16 protein-coding genes are annotated in these 15,262 nt (G+C 70.7%); 8 read left to right on the top strand and 8 right to left on the bottom strand.

Translation table 11 applies throughout. The annotated features are described in order from the left end of the window. Together EUA94_RS11870 and EUA94_RS11865 are read left to right on the top strand one after the other, a co-directional pair. On the top strand, positions 1–723 hold the full coding sequence (locus EUA94_RS11870) for an LppX_LprAFG lipoprotein (protein ID WP_129427085.1): 723 nt from the start codon (positions 1–3) through the stop codon (positions 721–723). After that, complete coding sequence (locus EUA94_RS11865; RefSeq protein ID WP_129427084.1) at positions 720–2,507, top strand: MFS transporter; 1,788 nt, start codon at positions 720–722, stop codon at positions 2,505–2,507. Before EUA94_RS11870 ends, EUA94_RS11865 begins: the two co-directional genes overlap by 4 nt. 27 nt (positions 2,508–2,534) lie before the next feature. Here EUA94_RS11865 and EUA94_RS11860 read toward each other — a convergent pair whose 3' ends face one another. Beyond that, a complete protein-coding gene (locus EUA94_RS11860) occupies positions 2,535–4,370 on the bottom strand; it encodes an NAD(P)/FAD-dependent oxidoreductase (protein ID WP_129427083.1) in 1,836 nt (611 codons plus the stop codon). Here EUA94_RS11860 and EUA94_RS11855 point away from each other — a divergent pair. Together EUA94_RS11855 and EUA94_RS11850 are read left to right on the top strand one after the other, a co-directional pair. Further along, positions 4,369–5,676: a GAF domain-containing protein gene (locus EUA94_RS11855; protein WP_207210513.1), complete on the top strand. Its 1,308-nt coding sequence runs from the start codon at positions 4,369–4,371 to the stop codon at positions 5,674–5,676. The two genes, EUA94_RS11860 and EUA94_RS11855, sit on opposite strands and share 2 nt — an antisense overlap. A 55-nt stretch (positions 5,677–5,731) precedes the next feature. Further along, a complete protein-coding gene (locus EUA94_RS11850) occupies positions 5,732–6,226 on the top strand; it encodes a beta-class carbonic anhydrase (protein ID WP_129427082.1) in 495 nt (164 codons plus the stop codon). Between the two features lie 78 nt (positions 6,227–6,304). Here the strand turns inward: EUA94_RS11850 and EUA94_RS11845 are convergent, their stop codons facing one another. Then, the gene (locus tag EUA94_RS11845) at positions 6,305–6,511 is read right to left on the bottom strand and encodes a hypothetical protein (protein ID WP_129427081.1); all 207 of its coding nucleotides are present in this window, start codon (positions 6,509–6,511) and stop codon (positions 6,305–6,307) included. Between the two features lie 158 nt (positions 6,512–6,669). On the opposite strand from EUA94_RS11845, the gene EUA94_RS11840 reads away from it, so the two are divergent. After that, positions 6,670–6,921, top strand: a complete 252-nt coding sequence (locus tag EUA94_RS11840) for a DUF4242 domain-containing protein (protein ID WP_129427080.1) — start codon at positions 6,670–6,672, stop codon at positions 6,919–6,921. A 1-nt stretch (position 6,922) separates the two neighbouring features. Here EUA94_RS11840 and EUA94_RS11835 read toward each other — a convergent pair whose 3' ends face one another. From EUA94_RS11835 to EUA94_RS11820, 5 genes are all read right to left on the bottom strand, one after another. After that, positions 6,923–8,437 carry an aldehyde dehydrogenase family protein gene (locus EUA94_RS11835; protein WP_129427079.1) on the bottom strand — a complete coding sequence of 505 codons (1,515 nt, stop codon included), beginning with the start codon at positions 8,435–8,437 and terminating at the stop codon, positions 6,923–6,925. Then, on the bottom strand, positions 8,434–10,017 hold the full coding sequence (locus tag EUA94_RS11830) for a GMC family oxidoreductase (RefSeq protein ID WP_129427078.1): 1,584 nt from the start codon (positions 10,015–10,017) through the stop codon (positions 8,434–8,436). Before EUA94_RS11830 ends, EUA94_RS11835 begins: the two co-directional genes overlap by 4 nt. 174 nt (positions 10,018–10,191) lie before the next feature. Continuing rightward, on the bottom strand, positions 10,192–10,317 hold the full coding sequence (locus EUA94_RS22935) for a hypothetical protein (RefSeq protein WP_277986103.1): 126 nt from the start codon (positions 10,315–10,317) through the stop codon (positions 10,192–10,194). Continuing rightward, a complete protein-coding gene (locus EUA94_RS11825) occupies positions 10,317–10,718 on the bottom strand; it encodes a GNAT family N-acetyltransferase (RefSeq protein WP_129427077.1) in 402 nt (133 codons plus the stop codon). The genes EUA94_RS22935 and EUA94_RS11825 overlap by 1 nt, the downstream gene beginning before the upstream one ends. Continuing rightward, complete coding sequence (locus EUA94_RS11820; RefSeq protein ID WP_129427118.1) at positions 10,718–12,814, bottom strand: DNA gyrase/topoisomerase IV subunit B; 2,097 nt, start codon at positions 12,812–12,814, stop codon at positions 10,718–10,720. The genes EUA94_RS11825 and EUA94_RS11820 overlap by 1 nt, the downstream gene beginning before the upstream one ends. A 278-nt stretch (positions 12,815–13,092) precedes the next feature. Between EUA94_RS11820 and EUA94_RS11815 the strand changes: the two genes are divergently transcribed. The 3 genes from EUA94_RS11815 (at position 13,093) to EUA94_RS11805 (ending at position 14,685) form a co-directional block, all read left to right on the top strand. After that, positions 13,093–13,281, top strand: coding sequence for a DUF7455 domain-containing protein (locus EUA94_RS11815; RefSeq protein WP_242494826.1), 189 nt, complete (start codon positions 13,093–13,095; stop codon positions 13,279–13,281). Between the two features lie 100 nt (positions 13,282–13,381). After that, a complete protein-coding gene (locus EUA94_RS11810) occupies positions 13,382–13,858 on the top strand; it encodes a DUF456 domain-containing protein (RefSeq protein ID WP_129427075.1) in 477 nt (158 codons plus the stop codon). Further along, the gene (locus EUA94_RS11805) at positions 13,858–14,685 is read left to right on the top strand and encodes a DMT family transporter (RefSeq protein ID WP_129427074.1); all 828 of its coding nucleotides are present in this window, start codon (positions 13,858–13,860) and stop codon (positions 14,683–14,685) included. Before EUA94_RS11810 ends, EUA94_RS11805 begins: the two co-directional genes overlap by 1 nt. 2 nt (positions 14,686–14,687) lie before the next feature. Here EUA94_RS11805 and EUA94_RS11800 read toward each other — a convergent pair whose 3' ends face one another. After that, entirely contained in the window at positions 14,688–15,230 is a 543-nt protein-coding gene (locus EUA94_RS11800; RefSeq protein WP_129427073.1) for a hypothetical protein, read from the bottom strand. Between the last annotated feature and the right edge of the window lie 32 nt (positions 15,231–15,262).

Here is a 15,262-nt window from a genome sequence, read left to right as displayed (position 1 = left end):
ATGCTCGCTCGCCAGCGGACCTCCCGCCGCCTCGTCGCTGCCCTGACGGGCGCGCTCCTCGCCGTGCCCGCCCTCGCCGCCTGCTCGGACGACGGGCCTGCCGCTTCGGAGGCCAAGGCCCCCGGCGAGGTGCTCGCCGAGGCCTCGAGCAAGCTCACCGAGACCAGCGGCGTCCAGCTCACGCTGACCGCGGACCAGCTGCCCGAGGGTGTCTCCGGGATCGCCAAGGCCGCCGGCACGCTGATCAAGGCACCGGCCTTCGACGGGTCGATCTCCGTCGTCTTCGCCGGACAGACCGTGGACGTCCCGGTCATCGCCGTGGACGGCAAGGTCTACGCCCAGCTGCCGTTCACCAACGGTGCGTGGGACAAGGTCAACCCGAAGGAGTACGGCGCCCCCGACCCCTCCTCGCTCGTCGGCGCCGACGGTTTCCCGGGCCTGCTCAAGCTCACCGAGGACCCCGAGGCGGGCGAGAGCGTGCGCGGCGGCGCGGACAACTCCGAGATCCTCACCACGTACTCGGGGACCGTGCCCGGCGACGCGATGGACGCGATCATCCCGTCGTCCTCCGGTGACTCGTTCGACGTCGAGTGGCAGGTCAACGACGACGGCGAGCTGACCAAGGCCACCATGACGGGCGTCTTCTACCCTCACACCGACCCGATGACCTACACCGTGGAGTTCGCCGACTACGGCACCGAGTTGGACATCACCGCGCCGTGAGCGCGCCCGCGGCCGACCCTGCGCCGGTCACGCGCACCTCGCGCCTGCTACTGGCACTGGCGGCGGTCGCCGTCGCGTTCGCCGCCGCTGACACGTACGTCGTGGTGCTGGCGCTGCCCGACATGATGACCGGCGTCGGCGTGCCGATCGACCAGCTCCAGCGGGCTGCCCCGATCGTCAGCGGCTTCCTGCTCGGCTACGTCGCGATGCTCCCGCTCATCGGTCGGATCGCCGACCTGCGCGGGCGGGTGCCGGTGCTCGTGATGGCACTGGTGCTCTTCGCGGTGGGCTCGCTCGTCACCACCCTCGCCTACGACATGCCCAGCATCGTGGCGGGCCGATTCCTCCAGGGTGTCGGCGGCGGCGGGCTGGTGCCCGCCACCCTCGCGCTCGTCGCCGATCTCTACCCCGTCGAGCGCCGCGGCGTCCCGCTCGGGGTCGTCTCGGCGGTGCAGGAGATCGGGTCGGTGCTCGGGCCGCTCTTCGGCGCGGCCGTCCTCGCGGTCTCCGACTGGCGAGCGATCTTCGCGATCAACCTCGCCGTCGGGCTTGTCCTCGCGGCGGCCATCCGCACCCTGGCCCCGCGTTCGCCGGTGGCCGACGTCGGAGCTCAGCGAACCTCCAGACCGCACGTCGACGTCGTTGGCGTGCTGCTCCTGCTCGCCACCTTCTCCGGCGGCGCCATCGTGTTCCTCCGGCCCTCCGGCCTCATGCGCGACCTCACGTGGGGCCAGCTCTTCATCCCGTTCGCCGGGGACGGACGTTGGCTGACCCCGATCGGCGCCGTCACCGTCGCCGTCCTGGTACTGCTCGTCGCGCGGTGCTGGTTCGGTCCGCGGCCCGTGCTCGACCTGCGCGGCTGGGTCCGCGTGCTGGTCGAGGCCGACCTCGTCGGCGCGCTGCTGCTGGCCCTCGCCCTGGGCGGCGTGATCCTCGCCTTCGCCACGGCCGATCCCAAGATCGAGGTCTTCTCGCCCCGCGGCCGGTGGTACCTCCTCGGTGCGATCCTCGCGGCGGCCGCCTTCACCTGGCACGTACGCCGCGCCGAGAACCCGCTCGTGCCGCGCGGCGCCCTCCGGCGTACGCCGGCCTGGGGAGCGCTGCTGGTCAGCTTCTTCGTCGGCGCCGCGCTGATCGCCGCCCTCATCGACATCCCGCTCTTCGCGCGGACGACCGTCTACCCCGACGACCAGCTGCCCGCCGCCCTGGTGCTGGTGCGCTTCCTGCTGGCGCTGCCGGTGGGTGCGGTCGCGGGCGGCTTCCTGATCCGCCGCTTCTCCCCCGGGGTCGTCACGGCGGTCGGGATGCTGATGGCGGCGGCCGGTTTCGTGCTGATGACCCGCTGGGGGCTCACCACGATCGAGGAGCCGATCGCCAACCTCGCGCTCATCACGGGCGGACTCGGCTTCGGCCTCGCCCTCGCACCGGTCAACGCGGCCCTCCTCGCGCACACCGACGACGACGTCCACGGCGTGGCCACGGCCTTCGTCGTCGTGTCACGCATGGTCGGCATGCTGATCGGCATCTCGGCACTCACGACGATCGGCCTGCGCCGCTACTACGCCGAGCAGAAGGCCGTACCTCCCGTGCAGGAGGTGTGCGACGGCAAGAGCAGGTGCAAGGAGTTCTCCGACCTGCTCCGCGTCGCGGGCATCGCGCAGGAGCACGCCGTCTTCTGGGGCGCCGCCGGCTGCGCCGTCGTGGCCGCGGTCCTGGCCCTCGTCGTGTTCCGGGGCGTACGCGCCGACGGGGTCAGCACCCGCGAGGTCCTCTCGACCCACTGAGCTGCAGCCGACCCCATCGGGCCGCGGTCAGGACGTGTGGTGCACCTCCTGGAGGGCGTACACCGGTGTCTCGATCCCCTCGAACCGCGCCTTCAGCTGGAGGGCGAGGTAGAGCGAGTAGTGGCGCGACTGGTGGAGGTTGCCGCCGTGCATCCAGAGGTGCTCGATCTGCGTCGGCTTCCACATGTTGCGCTGCTCGCCCTCCCACGGGCCCGGGTCCTTGGTGGTGTCGGAGCCGAGCCCCCACACCTTGCCGAGCCGGTCCGCGGTGTCCTGGTCGATGAGGTCCGACACCCAGCCGTTCATGGAGCCGTAGCCGGTAGCGAACACCACCACGTCCGCCGGCAGCTCGGTCCCGTCCGCGAGGACGACGGCGTCCTCGGTGAGGTGGTCGATCTGCCCGTTGACCAGCGTCACGTCACCGTTCGCCACGAGGTCGGCAGCGCCGACGTCGATGTAGTAGCCCGAACCGCGGCGCAGGTACTTCATGAACAGCCCCGACCCGTCGTCGCCCCAGTCGTGGTCGAAGCCCGACGCCTCGAGCCGCTCGTAGAAGTCCTTGTCCTTCTCCGCCATCGCCTCGTAGGCCGGGATCTGGAAGGTGTGCAGGATCCGGTAGGGCAGTGACGCGAAGATCAGGTCGGCCTTCTCGGTCGTCACGCCGGCGGCAACGGCGCGCTCGGAGTAGAGGTCGCCGAGGCCGATCTCCATCAGGCTGTCGCTCTTCACGATGTGCGTCGAGCTGCGCTGCACCATCGTCACGTCGACGTCGTTCTCCCACAGCGCACCGCAGATGTCGAAGGCCGAGTTGTTGCTGCCGATGACGACGACCAACTTGTCGCGGTAGGCATCCGGTCCCGGGTGCGCCGAGGAGTGGTGCAGGTCGCCCGTGAAGACGTCCATCCCCGGCACGTCGGGGACGTTGGCCTTGCCGGACATCCCGGTCGCGAAGACGAGCTGGGTCGGGCGCAGGGTCAGCGGCTTGCCCTCCCGCTCCACCTCGACCGTCCACTCCCCTGTCTCTTCGGAGTACGACGCGCTGGTCGCCGTCGTGCTCGACCAGTAGGGCACCTCCATGATCTTCGTGTAGGACTCGAGCCAGTCGCCGATCTTGTCCTTGGGCGCGAAGACCGGCCAGTTGTCCGGGAACTTCAGGTAGGGCAGGTGGTCGTACCAGACCGGGTCGTGGAGGCAGAGCGACTTGTAGCGGTTGCGCCACTGGTCGCCGGGTCGCGGGTGCTTGTCGATCACCAGGCTCGGGACCCCGAGCTGGCGCAGGCGCGCGCCGAGGGCGATCCCGCCCTGGCCGCCGCCGATCACGAGGACGTACGGCTGGGTCGTGCTGCCCAGGGTCTCGGCCTCCTCCTGCTGGCGCTCGAGCCAGGTCTGGCGCTGCTTGTCCGCGCCGTGCTCGGCGCCGCGCGGGCGGTGCTCGTTGCGCGGCTCCTCGTGGCCCTTGAGCTCGTAGAGGGTGGTCAGGAAGGTGAACGCCTTGCGCTCGCTGTCCTCCTCCACCAGCCGGAGCAGGCCGCGGCCGCGACCGATACCGGTCTCGAAGAGGAACCACGCCGTCACCACGCCGTCGGCCTCGTCGGCGGGCTCGTCGATCCCGAACCCGGACGGGTCCGTCCCGTCGAGGGTGCTCGTCAGCAGGTCGCCGACGCCCGCGGGGCCTTCGACCGTGGTGATGTTCCAGCTGAAGGACACGAGGTCACGCCAGTAGGACTCGGTCGCGAACATGGCCGACGCTGCCGGGATGTCGCGTGCGGCGAGGGCTGCCTCGAAGGCATCGAGCCAGGCAGTGGCGATGTCGCTCGGCTGGTGGGTGCTTGTGGCGGTGGCTGGGTCGAGGGTCTGGGTCATGGGGTCTCCTTCCGACGTGACCCACGACACACCCGGTCGTACCATCGGCGGCAGGGTTGCACGGGGTTGCAACGACAGGTGTGCCGGCCGGGGAGGCGTGATGGGCGAGGACGTACGCACCGCGCGCCTGGCCCGCGAGCAGGCGCTCGGTGGCAGCGACTCGGCCACCGCCGCCCGTCCCGAGATCAGCGCCTCGTGGCGCCGGGTCCGCGCCGGCGGCCTCGCACCGGGGGCCGAGCCCGAGGTCGCGCCACTGTCCGAGGTCGAGATCGAGTCCCGCCGGACCGCCAGCGAGCTCGCTCCGCTCCTGCCGAGCATCACCGCCTCCCTCGAGCCCGTCGTCGACGATGGCCTGCTCCTCGTGGTGACCGACACCGACGGCCGGGTCCTGTGGCAGCGCGGGCGCACCGGCGTACGCCGCCTCGCCGATCGCCTCGGCTTCGTGGCGGGATCGGCGTGGACGGAGGCCAACGTGGGCACCAACGCGATCGGCACCTGCCTCGTCGTCGGCGAGCCCGTCCACATTCGCGGCCCCGAGCACTACGTCGAGTCCCACACCCGCTGGAGCTGCGCGGCGGCGCCGGTGCACGACCCCTGGACCGGACGGACGCTCGGTGCGATCGACATCAGCGGCCCGGCCCGGTCGGTGCAGCGCTCGGTGCTCGCCCTCGTCGGCGTGAGCGCCCGGCTGGCCGAGGCCGAGGTGCGCGCCGAGCACTCCCGCGCGCTCGATGCCCTCCGGGCTTACGCCGCGCCGGTCGTGGCACGGATGGGCGGGCGAGCGCTCGCGGTGGACCCGGCCGGCCACATCGCAGCGGTCACCGGCTTCACGGCACCCGACCGGCTGGTGCTCCCGGCCGACCTCTCGGCCGACTCGACCTGGCTGCCCACGCTGGGCGCCGTCAGCGTCGAGCCCCTGCCGGGCGGCTGGCTCGTACGCCTCGGCGCCGACACGGCGACCGCCAGTGACCTTGAGCTCGACCTGCGCGGGCGGCCCGTGCTGCGGGTCAGCACGCCCAGCCACTCCTGGGAGCACCGGCCCAGTCCCCGGCACGCGGAGATCCTGCTGGCGCTGATCGGCTCACCGGAGGGGCGCACCGCGGCGCAGCTCGCCGAGGACCTCTTCGCCGACGCAACGCGCGTGGTGACCGTGCGCGCCGAGATGTCGCGCCTGCGCCGCACGCTCGGCTCGGTCCTCGAGGCGCAGCCCTACCGCATCGCCCCCGCCGTACGCGCGACCGTGCTGCTCCCCGCCGACGGCCCGGCCATCGCAGGCTCGAGCGCGCCGGTCGTCTCGGCCGGGTAGTCCGTCGGTCGAGCCCCGGCCACCCTCGGGCGCTGCCTTCGATAGCCTCACGGACGTGGACGACTTCGACGACCTGATCCGGGCGAACCGTGCCTTCGCCGACGACTTCGACCTCGGCGGCTTCGACGGCAGGGCGCATGCCGGTATCGCGCTCGTGACGTGCATGGACTCGCGCATCGACCCGCTGCGCATGCTCGGGCTCAAGCAGGGCGACGCCAAGATCTTCCGCAACCCCGGTGGCCGCGTGACCCCGCAGGCGCTCGAGGCACTCGTCCTCGGCGTCCACCTCCTCGGGGTGGAGCGCATCCTCGTCGTCCCGCACACCCGCTGCGCGATGGCCTCGGCCACCGAGGAGGAGCTGCGCGTCCGCGTCGGCGAGTCCGCCGGCGTCGACGCCAGCTGGCAGTCGTTCGGCGTCGTCACCGACCAGCTCGAGCAGCTGCGCCAGGACGTCGCCAAGGTGCGTGCCCATCCCCTCATCGGCGACCGCGCGCTCGTCGGCGGCTTCGTCTACGACGTCGACACCGGACTGCTCGACCGCCAGGTCTGATCGAGGCCCCACTCGGCCACCGCTCGGGCGGTGGTCCAGCCACGTTCTGCAGACCCCGGAAGGTGGGTCAGCCACCGCTCACTCGGGCTCGGAGCCCCCGTAGGTCTTCTGCGTACGTCGGGTGGCGGCCTGCATGCCGGCGATGCGCTGGTCGACGCGGTCGATCCGGTACGCGTCCAACGTGCCATGGCGTACTGCGAGCCGGATGACCCAGTAGGCGACCGTCAACGTCACGAGGATGGGCACGGAGAAGACCAGCAGCTCGAAGAGCCCGATGTCCAGCATGGGCGAACGCTACCGGACAGTCGTGTCGTCGATCCGTTGCTCTGCGACACGACTGTCCGGTAGCGAGCAGGTCCAGACCGGGCTCCCCGAGCGCCGCCGGGAGGAGCAGAGTGGAGCGTTGTCCGGAACGGGGAACAACACCAGAAGGAGGTGGCGCGATGCCCTTGTTCATGGACGTCCACCACATGGATGGAGGCGTCGCCGTCAGCGACGTGGCGGCGGCCCACATGGCCGACCTCCAGGAGCAGTCGCAGCACGGCGTCAACTACCTGAAGTACTGGGTCAACGAGGCCGAGGGCAGGATCTTCTGCCTGGTCGACGCCCCCGACGCCGAGTCCGCGAACACGGTGCACCGCGAGGCCCACGGCCTGGTGGCCGACGAGATCTACGAGGTAAGCGAGGGCGCCTGACTCACCGCAGCGTCTGCTTGCCCCCGTGCAGCAGCGTGATCAGCTGCGCGACCTTGCCGTCGGTCGCGGCGTCGCGCGCGAAGGACGTCAGGTTCATCACCGGCGCGAACTTCTGCCGCGTGATGGCCTTGGCGTACGTGAACTCGCGGAGGCCGTCGGGGCCGTGGATGCGTCCGAAGCCGGACTGTCCGACGCCACCGAAGGGCAGGCCAGGCACGGCGGCGAAGGCGATGACCGAGTTGACCGACGTCATCCCGGAGCGGATCCGGCGCGCGATCGACAGGCCGTTGGCCTTCGAGAACACCGCACCGGCGAGGCCGTACTCGGTCGCGTTCGTCAGGCGTACGGCCTCGTCCATGCTCGCGACCGGGTTGATCGCCAGCGTCGGGCCGAAGGTCTCCTCGGTGATCTCCGTGGAGTCCTCGGGCACGTGGGTCAGGATCGTCGGCTGGACGAACCGCTCCCCCACCGCGTCCGGGCCACCGAGCGCCACGCGGGCGCCCTTGGCGATGGCGTCGTCGATGTGGCTCCTGATCACGCCGAGCTGTGACGGCATGGTGATCGGCCCGATCTTGGCGCCCGAGTCGGTGCCGGCACGCAGGCCCTCGGCCTGGCCGAGGATCTCGGTCATGAAGGCGTCGAAGACGTTCTCGTGGACGTAGACACGCTCGGTGCCGATGCAGGTCTGCCCGGCGTTGGCCATCCCGCCCCACAGGGCTGCCTCGGCGGCCTTTGCCAGGTCGGCGTCCTCGTCGACGATCAGCGAGTCCTTGCCGCCGGCCTCGATGACGACGGGGGTGAGGTTCTCGGCGCAGGCCGCCATCACCTTCTTGCCGGTGCGCCCCGACCCGGTGAAGGCGAGCTTGTCGATCCGGGCGCGGCACAGCGCGTTGCCGGTGTCGCCGAGGCCGGTGACCACCTGCAGCACGTCGCGGCCGTGCACCACCTCGCGGAAACTGTCGGCGAGCCACTGGCCGACGCCCGGGGTGTACTCGCTGGGCTTGAACACCACGGCGTTGCCGGCGGCGAGGGCGTACGCGATGGATCCCATCGGGGTGAAGACCGGGTAGTTCCACGGGCCGATGACGCCGACGACGCCGAGCGGGTGGTAGGCCACCGTCGCGGACTGGTTGGCCATCAGCAGGCCGGACGAGACCTTGCGCGCCCCGAGCACCTTCTTGGCGTTCTTGGCCGCCCACGCGATGTGGTCGATGGCGAGGACGATCTCGAGCTGCGCGTCGCCGTGCGGCTTGCCGGTCTCGCGGTGGGAGAGGTCGGCCAGCTGGGCGATGCGGCGGGTGATCACGCTGCGCCAGGTCAGCAGGAAGTCGGCGCGCTCGTCGAACGACAGGTTCCCCCACCAGTCGACCGCGTCGCGGGCGCGGGCCACGGCGGCATCGACCTCGTCGGCGCCCATGACGGGATGGGTGCCGACCAGGTCACCGGTGGCCGGGTCGAGTGAGTCGAAGGTCTCCGTCGCGTCCGAGGCTGCGATCGGCTCGAGGGTGGCTGTCATCGTGACTCCTTGATGAGGTCGGCGCACTTCTCGCCGATCATGACGGTGGGGGCATTGGTGTTGCCGCGCGGGACGCGTGGCATGACCGAGGCGTCAGCGACCCGGAGGCCCTCGACGCCGTGGACCTTGAGCTCCGGGTCGACGACACTGCCCTCGATCGTGCCCATCGCGCAGGTCCCGACGGGGTGGTAGAGCGTCTGGCCGAGCCGGCCGATGCCCTCGATGATCTCGTCGTCGCTCGGGTCGGACGAGGCAGGGATCCAGGGCTCGTCGACGTACTTCGCGATCGGGCCCTGGCGCAGGATCTCCAGCGCGGTGCGGAACCCGCCGATCATCGCCTCGAGGTCGGCGCGGTCGTCGAAGTAGCCGGGGTCGATCTCCGGGTGCCAGGTCGGGTCGGCCGAGCGCAGCTTGACGTGGCCCGAGCTCTGGACGTTGACGAGCGTGACGGCCGTCGTCAGCGCCCGGCGTACGGGCTCGTGCATGCCGTTGTCGTAGAAGCCGGTCGGCGCGACGTGGAGCTGGATGTCGGGCAGGTCCAGGTCGTCGCGCGAGGTGTAGAACGCGCCAGTCTCCGCGACGTTGGAGCTCAGCGGACCCTTGCCGGTCGCCTTCCACTTGATCAGGTTGCCGACTCCGAGCATCTCGGCGACGTCGGTGGTGTCCTTGGTGTAGCTGAGGACTCCGGACACGGGGTGGTCCTGCAGCTTCTGGCCGACGCCGGCCGACTCGACGGCGACGTCGATGCCCAGGTCGCGCAGGTGGGCGCCGGGACCGATGCCGGAGAGCATCAGCAGTTGCGGACTGTTGATCGCGCCCCCGCTGAGGACGACCTCGGCGTCCGCGCGTACGACGTGGTGCTCGCCGCCGCGGACGTACGCGACCCCGACCGCCCGGTTGCCCTCCATGACGATCCGCGTGACGAAGGACTCGGTGCGGACGGTGAGGTTGGAGCGCTTGGCCGCGGGGTGGATGTAGGCGTCGGCGACGGACCAGCGCCGGCCCTTCTTGCACGTCACCTGGTACGGGCCGATGCCCTCCTGCTCGGCACCGTTGAAGTCGTCGTTGCGCTTGAGCCCGGCCGCGACACCGGCCTCGATGAACGACGTGCTGAGCTCGTGGTTGTACGTGCGGTCCTCGACGTGGAGCGGGCCGTCGGTGCCGTGGAAGCGGCCGGCGAGCCGGGTGTTGCCCTCGGCCTTGACGAAGTAGGGCAGAACGTCGTCGAAGCCCCAGCCGGTCGCCCCATAGGCGTCGCGCCACTCGTCGTAGTCGCCGTGGTTGCCGCGGATGTAGATCATCGCGTTCATCGACGAGCAGCCGCCGAGGGCCTTCATCCGCGGCCAGTAGGCCCGGCGTCCGTCGAGGTGCTTCTGCGGCGTCGTCTCGTAGTTCCAGTCCCACTTCGTCTTGAACAGCATCGAGAACGCCAGCGGGATGTGGATGTTGTCGTCGTCGTCCGCCGGACCCGCCTCGAGCAGCAGCACGGAGACGTCCGGATCCTCGGTCAGTCGGGCGGCGACCACACCGCCGGCACTGCCCGATCCGATGACGATGTAGTCGAACTTCTCGTCGGGCATGGACTCCCTCTCGACCTGCTGTGACGCGGGCCACAAACCTACTGACGGCGAGATGGCGACACAACCACTGTCACGGTCAACCGGCGCGTCCGACGACCAGAAGTCCCGATCCGCTCGAGCAGTCACGCTCAGACTCCGGCGCCGGGACGACTTGTGGTCGTCCGACGCGCCGGGTCAGGAGTCGAGCGGCCGCGTACGCCCCATGATGACCTGCGCCGGGGACAGGCCCGGACCGATGACGGCCCAGCCGGCCGACCGGTACAGGCGTCGGGCAGGGTCCTCGGGGTCTGCTGACGTCATCAGCATCCAGCGGGACTGGGCAACCCGTCCGTGAGCGCCGCCAGGAGCTGGCGACCGATGCCAGCGCCCCGTCCCGGCTCCTCGACCCCGAAGCTCACCAGCTCGAAGTGACCGCCAAGCCAGTCGGAGGCGACGTCAGGGTGCAGCGCGGTCGCAGCGCGGTCCGTCCACCACTGGCCCCGCTCGCCGGTGTAGCCGTACGCGAGACCGACGAGTCGACCGTCCGTGCGGCCGAGCGCCAGACGGAAGCCCGACCGCCTCGAGTGGCGGTCCCAGATCTGCTCGTGCCACGAGTCAACGTCGTTGAAGTCCTCGAAGACCTCGCGGTAGAGCGGCCACAACTCATCGCGTACGACGGCCTCCGCAACCTCGTCGACGACATGGACGTCGAGGTCGGCCATCAGGCGTCGATGGTGTCGACGTCGACCTCATACGCCCCCTGCACGATGAACTCCTTGCGGGGGGCCACGTCGGAGCCCATCAGCAGCTCGAAGACCCGGCTGGCCTCGTCGACGTCGTCGATCGTGAGCTTGCGGAGCGTGCGGTGGCGGGGGTCCATGGTGGTCTCGGCCAGCTGGTCGGCGTCCATCTCGCCGAGGCCCTTGTAGCGCTGGATCGGCTCCTTCCAGCGCACGTTCTTCTTCTTCAGCTCCGCCAGCCGGCGCTGCAGCTCGCCGTCGGAGTAGGTGTAGATGTACTTGTCCATCCCCTTCTTGGGGTTCGACAGCTCGATGCGGTGGAGCGGCGGCACGGCCGAGTAGAGCCGCCCGTCGGCCACCAGCTCGGGCATGTACTTGAAGAACAGCGTCGCCAGCAGGCACCGGATGTGGGCGCCGTCGGAGTCGGCGTCGGCCATGAGGATGATCCGGCCGTAGCGCGCGGCCTCGAGCTCGAACGTACGCCCGGAGCCGGCCCCGACGACCTGGATGATCGAGGCGCACTCGGTGTTCTTGAGCATGTCGCCGACGGTGGCCTTCTGGACGTTGAGGATCTTGCCGCGGATCGGCAGCAGCGCCTGGAACTCGCTGCTGCGCGCCGCCTTGGCGGTGCCCATCGCCGAGTCGCCCTCGACGATGAAGAGCTCGGTGCGCTCGGTGTCGGTGCTGCGGCAGTCGAAGAGCTTGGCGGGCAGCGCCGACGACTCGAGGGCCGTCTTGCGACGCTGGTTCTCCTTGTGCTGACGGGCTGCGAGGCGGGTCTTCGACGCGCCGGCGACCTTCTCCATGAGGAGCTTGGCCTGCGCCTTCTCGGCGCGCTTGGTCGAGGTGAGGAACGACTTGAGCTCGGAGGCCACCACCTTGCGTACGACGCTGCGTGCGGCTGGCGTGCCGAGGATCTCCTTGGTCTGGCCCTCGAACTGCGGCTCGGCGAGGCGCACGGTCACGACCGCGGTGAGCCCCTCCATCACGTCATCCTTGATCACGTCGGTGTCCGCGGTCTTGAGCACCTTGGCGCCGCGCATCGCGTCGTTGAACGTCTTGGTCAGCGCGGCGTCGAAGCCGCTGACGTGGGTGCCGCCCTTCGGCGTCGCGATCACGTTGACGAACGAGCGCACCTCGGTGTCGTACGCGGTGTCCCACCGCACGGCGACGTCGACGGTCAGCTCGCGCTCGATCTCCTGGGGCGTCATGTGGCCCTTGTCGTCGAGGAGCGGCACCGTCTCGGTGAACGTGTCGGTGCCCTGCAGCCGCAGGATGTCGGTGACGGGCTCGCCGTGGGAGAGGAACTCGACGAACTCCGCGATCCCGCCGTCGTGGCGGAACCTCTCCTCGGCCACGTCGCCGGTGCGCTGGTCGCGGATCAGCAGCTCGAGCCCCGGGACGATGTACGACGTCTGCCGCGCGCGGCCGATGAGGCCCTCCATCTCGAAGCCAGCGTCCTTGGTGAAGATCTGGCGGTCCGGCCAGAACCGGATCCGGGTGCCCGTCCTGCCCTTCGCCACGCGCTTGCCCTTGCGGGTCAGCCCGGACCGGGGCGTGAAGGAGGCAGTGGGGCCGTCGCCGTCGAAGACGCCGGGCACGCCGCGCTGGAACGACAGGCCCTGCTGGCTGGGTGAGCGGTCGACGTCGATGTCCATCCGCGACGACAGCGCGTTGACGACCGACAGGCCGACGCCGTGCAGGCCGCCGGTCGCGACGTACGAGCCGCCGCCGAACTTGCCACCCGCGTGCAGCTTGGTCGCCACGACCTCGACGCCGGGCAGCCCGGTCTTGGGCTCCTTGTCGGTCGGGATGCCGCGCCCGTCGTCGAACACCTCGACCGAGCCGTCGTCGTGCAGCGTGATCTCGACGAGGTGCGCGACGCCGGCCAGGGCCTCGTCCACGCCGTTGTCGATGATCTCCCAGAGGCAGTGCATGAGGCCGCGCGTGTCGGTGGACCCGATGTACATGCCGGGCCGCTTGCGCACGGCATCGAGGCCCTCGAGGACCAGGAGGTGTGCCGCGTTGTAGGTGTTGTCCGCCGGTGCTGCCACAAAGGAAGAACCTACCCGCGACACGCCGTACGTCGACGGAGGCACGCCTGCCCCCGAGGGCGTGTGGCCGGCACTAGCGTGGGGTACGGGGTCAGGTATCACTTCGGCAACGGCTCGTCCACGGATGCGGACAACGCCAGCGGCGGAGAGTGTGACGTGATTGACTTCAAGAGTTCTCGAACCGGAAACGCCAGCGGGGAATCTTTGCCCCACTGGCTACGTTTGGCCAGTACACCGATGAACAAGGAAAAGAGGCTGACGTGACCACTGCCACCGCACCCTCGCAGGCCGTGCTGACGGCCATGGACCGCTGCGACCGCTGCGGCGCCCAGGCCTACCTCCGAGTGGAGCTCCAGAGCGGCGGTGAGCTGCTCTTCTGCGCCCACCACGCCCGCGAGCACGGCGAGAAGCTGCGCCAGGTCGCCGCGACCGTCCACGACGAGACGCACAAGCTCGACCCCGCCACCCCGGCTGCGGACAGCGACGCCTGAGCACCACCTCCACCGACTTCCACGACGGCCCCGGACACGCTCTCCGGGGCCTTCGTGCGTCCGGACCCGGGCCGCCCAGCACATCTGGGAGGGTTGACCCGTGAGCGCCACCGAGATCCTCGTCGCCGTCCTGATCGCCGTCGGCGTCGCCGGCATCATCATCCCGGTCCTGCCCGGCACCCTGCTCGTGCTGGGGGCGATCCTCGTCTGGGCCCTCGAGGTCGGGACGTCCAGCGCCTGGCTGGTGTTCGCGTTCGCGACGACCTTCCTCGTCCTCGGCACCATCGTGAAGTACCTCGTGCCGGGCCGACAGCTCAAGGCGTCCGGGGTGCCCACGCGGACGCTGGTGGCGGGAGGCGTCCTCGCCTTCGTCGGCTTCTTCGTCGTGCCGGTGGTCGGCATGTTCATCGGCTTCGTGCTCGGCGTGTACGTCGCCGAGCGAGCCCGCGTCGGCGCTGCCGGCGCGTGGCCGTCGACCAAGGCCGCGCTCCGGGCGGTCGGTGTGTCGATCCTCATCGAGCTGGTGGCGGCCTTCCTCGCCGTCGCCACCTGGGTGATCGGCGTGGTCGTCACCTGATGGCTGTCCTGCTCGCGCTCGTGGCCGCGGTGGCCTACGGGCTCTCGGACTTTGTCGGTGGCCTCGCCTCGCGTCGTACGTCGGCCTGGCCGGTCGCGTTCACCGGCGTGGTCGCCGCATGTGCCGGCGCGATCGTGCTCACGTTGCTCACCGAGGGGTCACCGACCCGGACCGACCTCGCGTGGGGCGCGCTGGCCGGGATCGGCTCGGGCGTCGGCGGCGCCTTCCTCTACCGCGGCCTGGCGGCCGGCCGGATGGGAGTGGTGGCGCCGATCTCTGCGGTCGGCGCTGCCCTCGTGCCGGTGTGCGTCGGGGTCGCGACCGGCGAGCGCCCGGCGGTGCTCATCTGGGTCGGGATCGCCGCTGCGGTGCCGGGGATCTGGCTGGTGAGCCGCGAGCCCGGAGGGTCGGGCGACATCGCCGCGGGGATCCTCGACGGCGTGCTGGCCGGCCTCGGTTTCGGGCTCCTGTTCGCCGCGACGGGCCAGATCCCGGAGGAGGCCGGCTTCGCGCCGCTCGCGGTCGGCCAGGCCGTCGGCACGGTCGCTGTCGCCCTGACCGCTGCCGCGCTGGGTGGCCGCTGGATCCCGCACCACCGCTCGCACGCGTGGGGCATCGTCGCCGGGCTGCTCGCCACGACCGCTGTCGTGGCCTTCCTGCTCGCCACCCAGACCGGGCTGCTCACCGTGGCCTCGGTGGTCACCTCGCTCTACCCCGCGGTCACGATCGCTCTCGCGGCGCTCGTGCTGCGCGAGCGGATCCATGCCTCGCAGGGCGTCGGTCTGCTTCTCTGCGGGCTCGCCGTCGGGCTCGTCGCCGCAGCCTGAGATCAGGCGCCGAGGCCCGCGGCGATCGGCAGGCTCCAGCGGTGCCGCTTCGGCACCCAGTCGACGACCGGGTGCGAGCCGTCCGCCTGGTCGACCATCTTCACCGAGACGCGCACCGACGAGGCCCCGTCGAGGCAGTCGCGACTGATCACGGCGCGGAAGACGTCCTTGCCCCACCTCGGCCGCGCCGCGTAGTCGCAGGTGACCCGGTTGTCGCTGCCGCGCCACGCCTCCGCCTCGGTGAGCACGTAGTCGGTGCCGTCGCCGAGCCCGCTGCTGAGGACGTACTCGGGACCCATCAGCTCGCGGTCGGTGTCGATGAAGATCGAGAGGCCGGCCGCGCTCGAGCGCATCAGCTCGTTGAAGTAGACCTTCACCCGCAGGTTGTCGGACCCGTGGTTGGCCTCGACGCCGTAGACGTCGCTGAGCGAGGCGCTCGCGTCGTCCGGGTCGTCGATGCTCCAGAACTCCGCGTGCGCAGGCCCAGCCGTGAGGCCGGCCAGGACGAACGCGGAGCCGGCAGCCAGGGCGATCCGAGATCTCATGTCCCGAGTGTGGCACCACCCACCCCCTCTCC

This window comes from Nocardioides zhouii (genome assembly GCF_004137345.1).
GTDB lineage: Bacteria > Actinomycetota > Actinomycetes > Propionibacteriales > Nocardioidaceae > Nocardioides > Nocardioides zhouii.
This window is presented reverse-complemented; position numbering and strand designations above follow the sequence as displayed.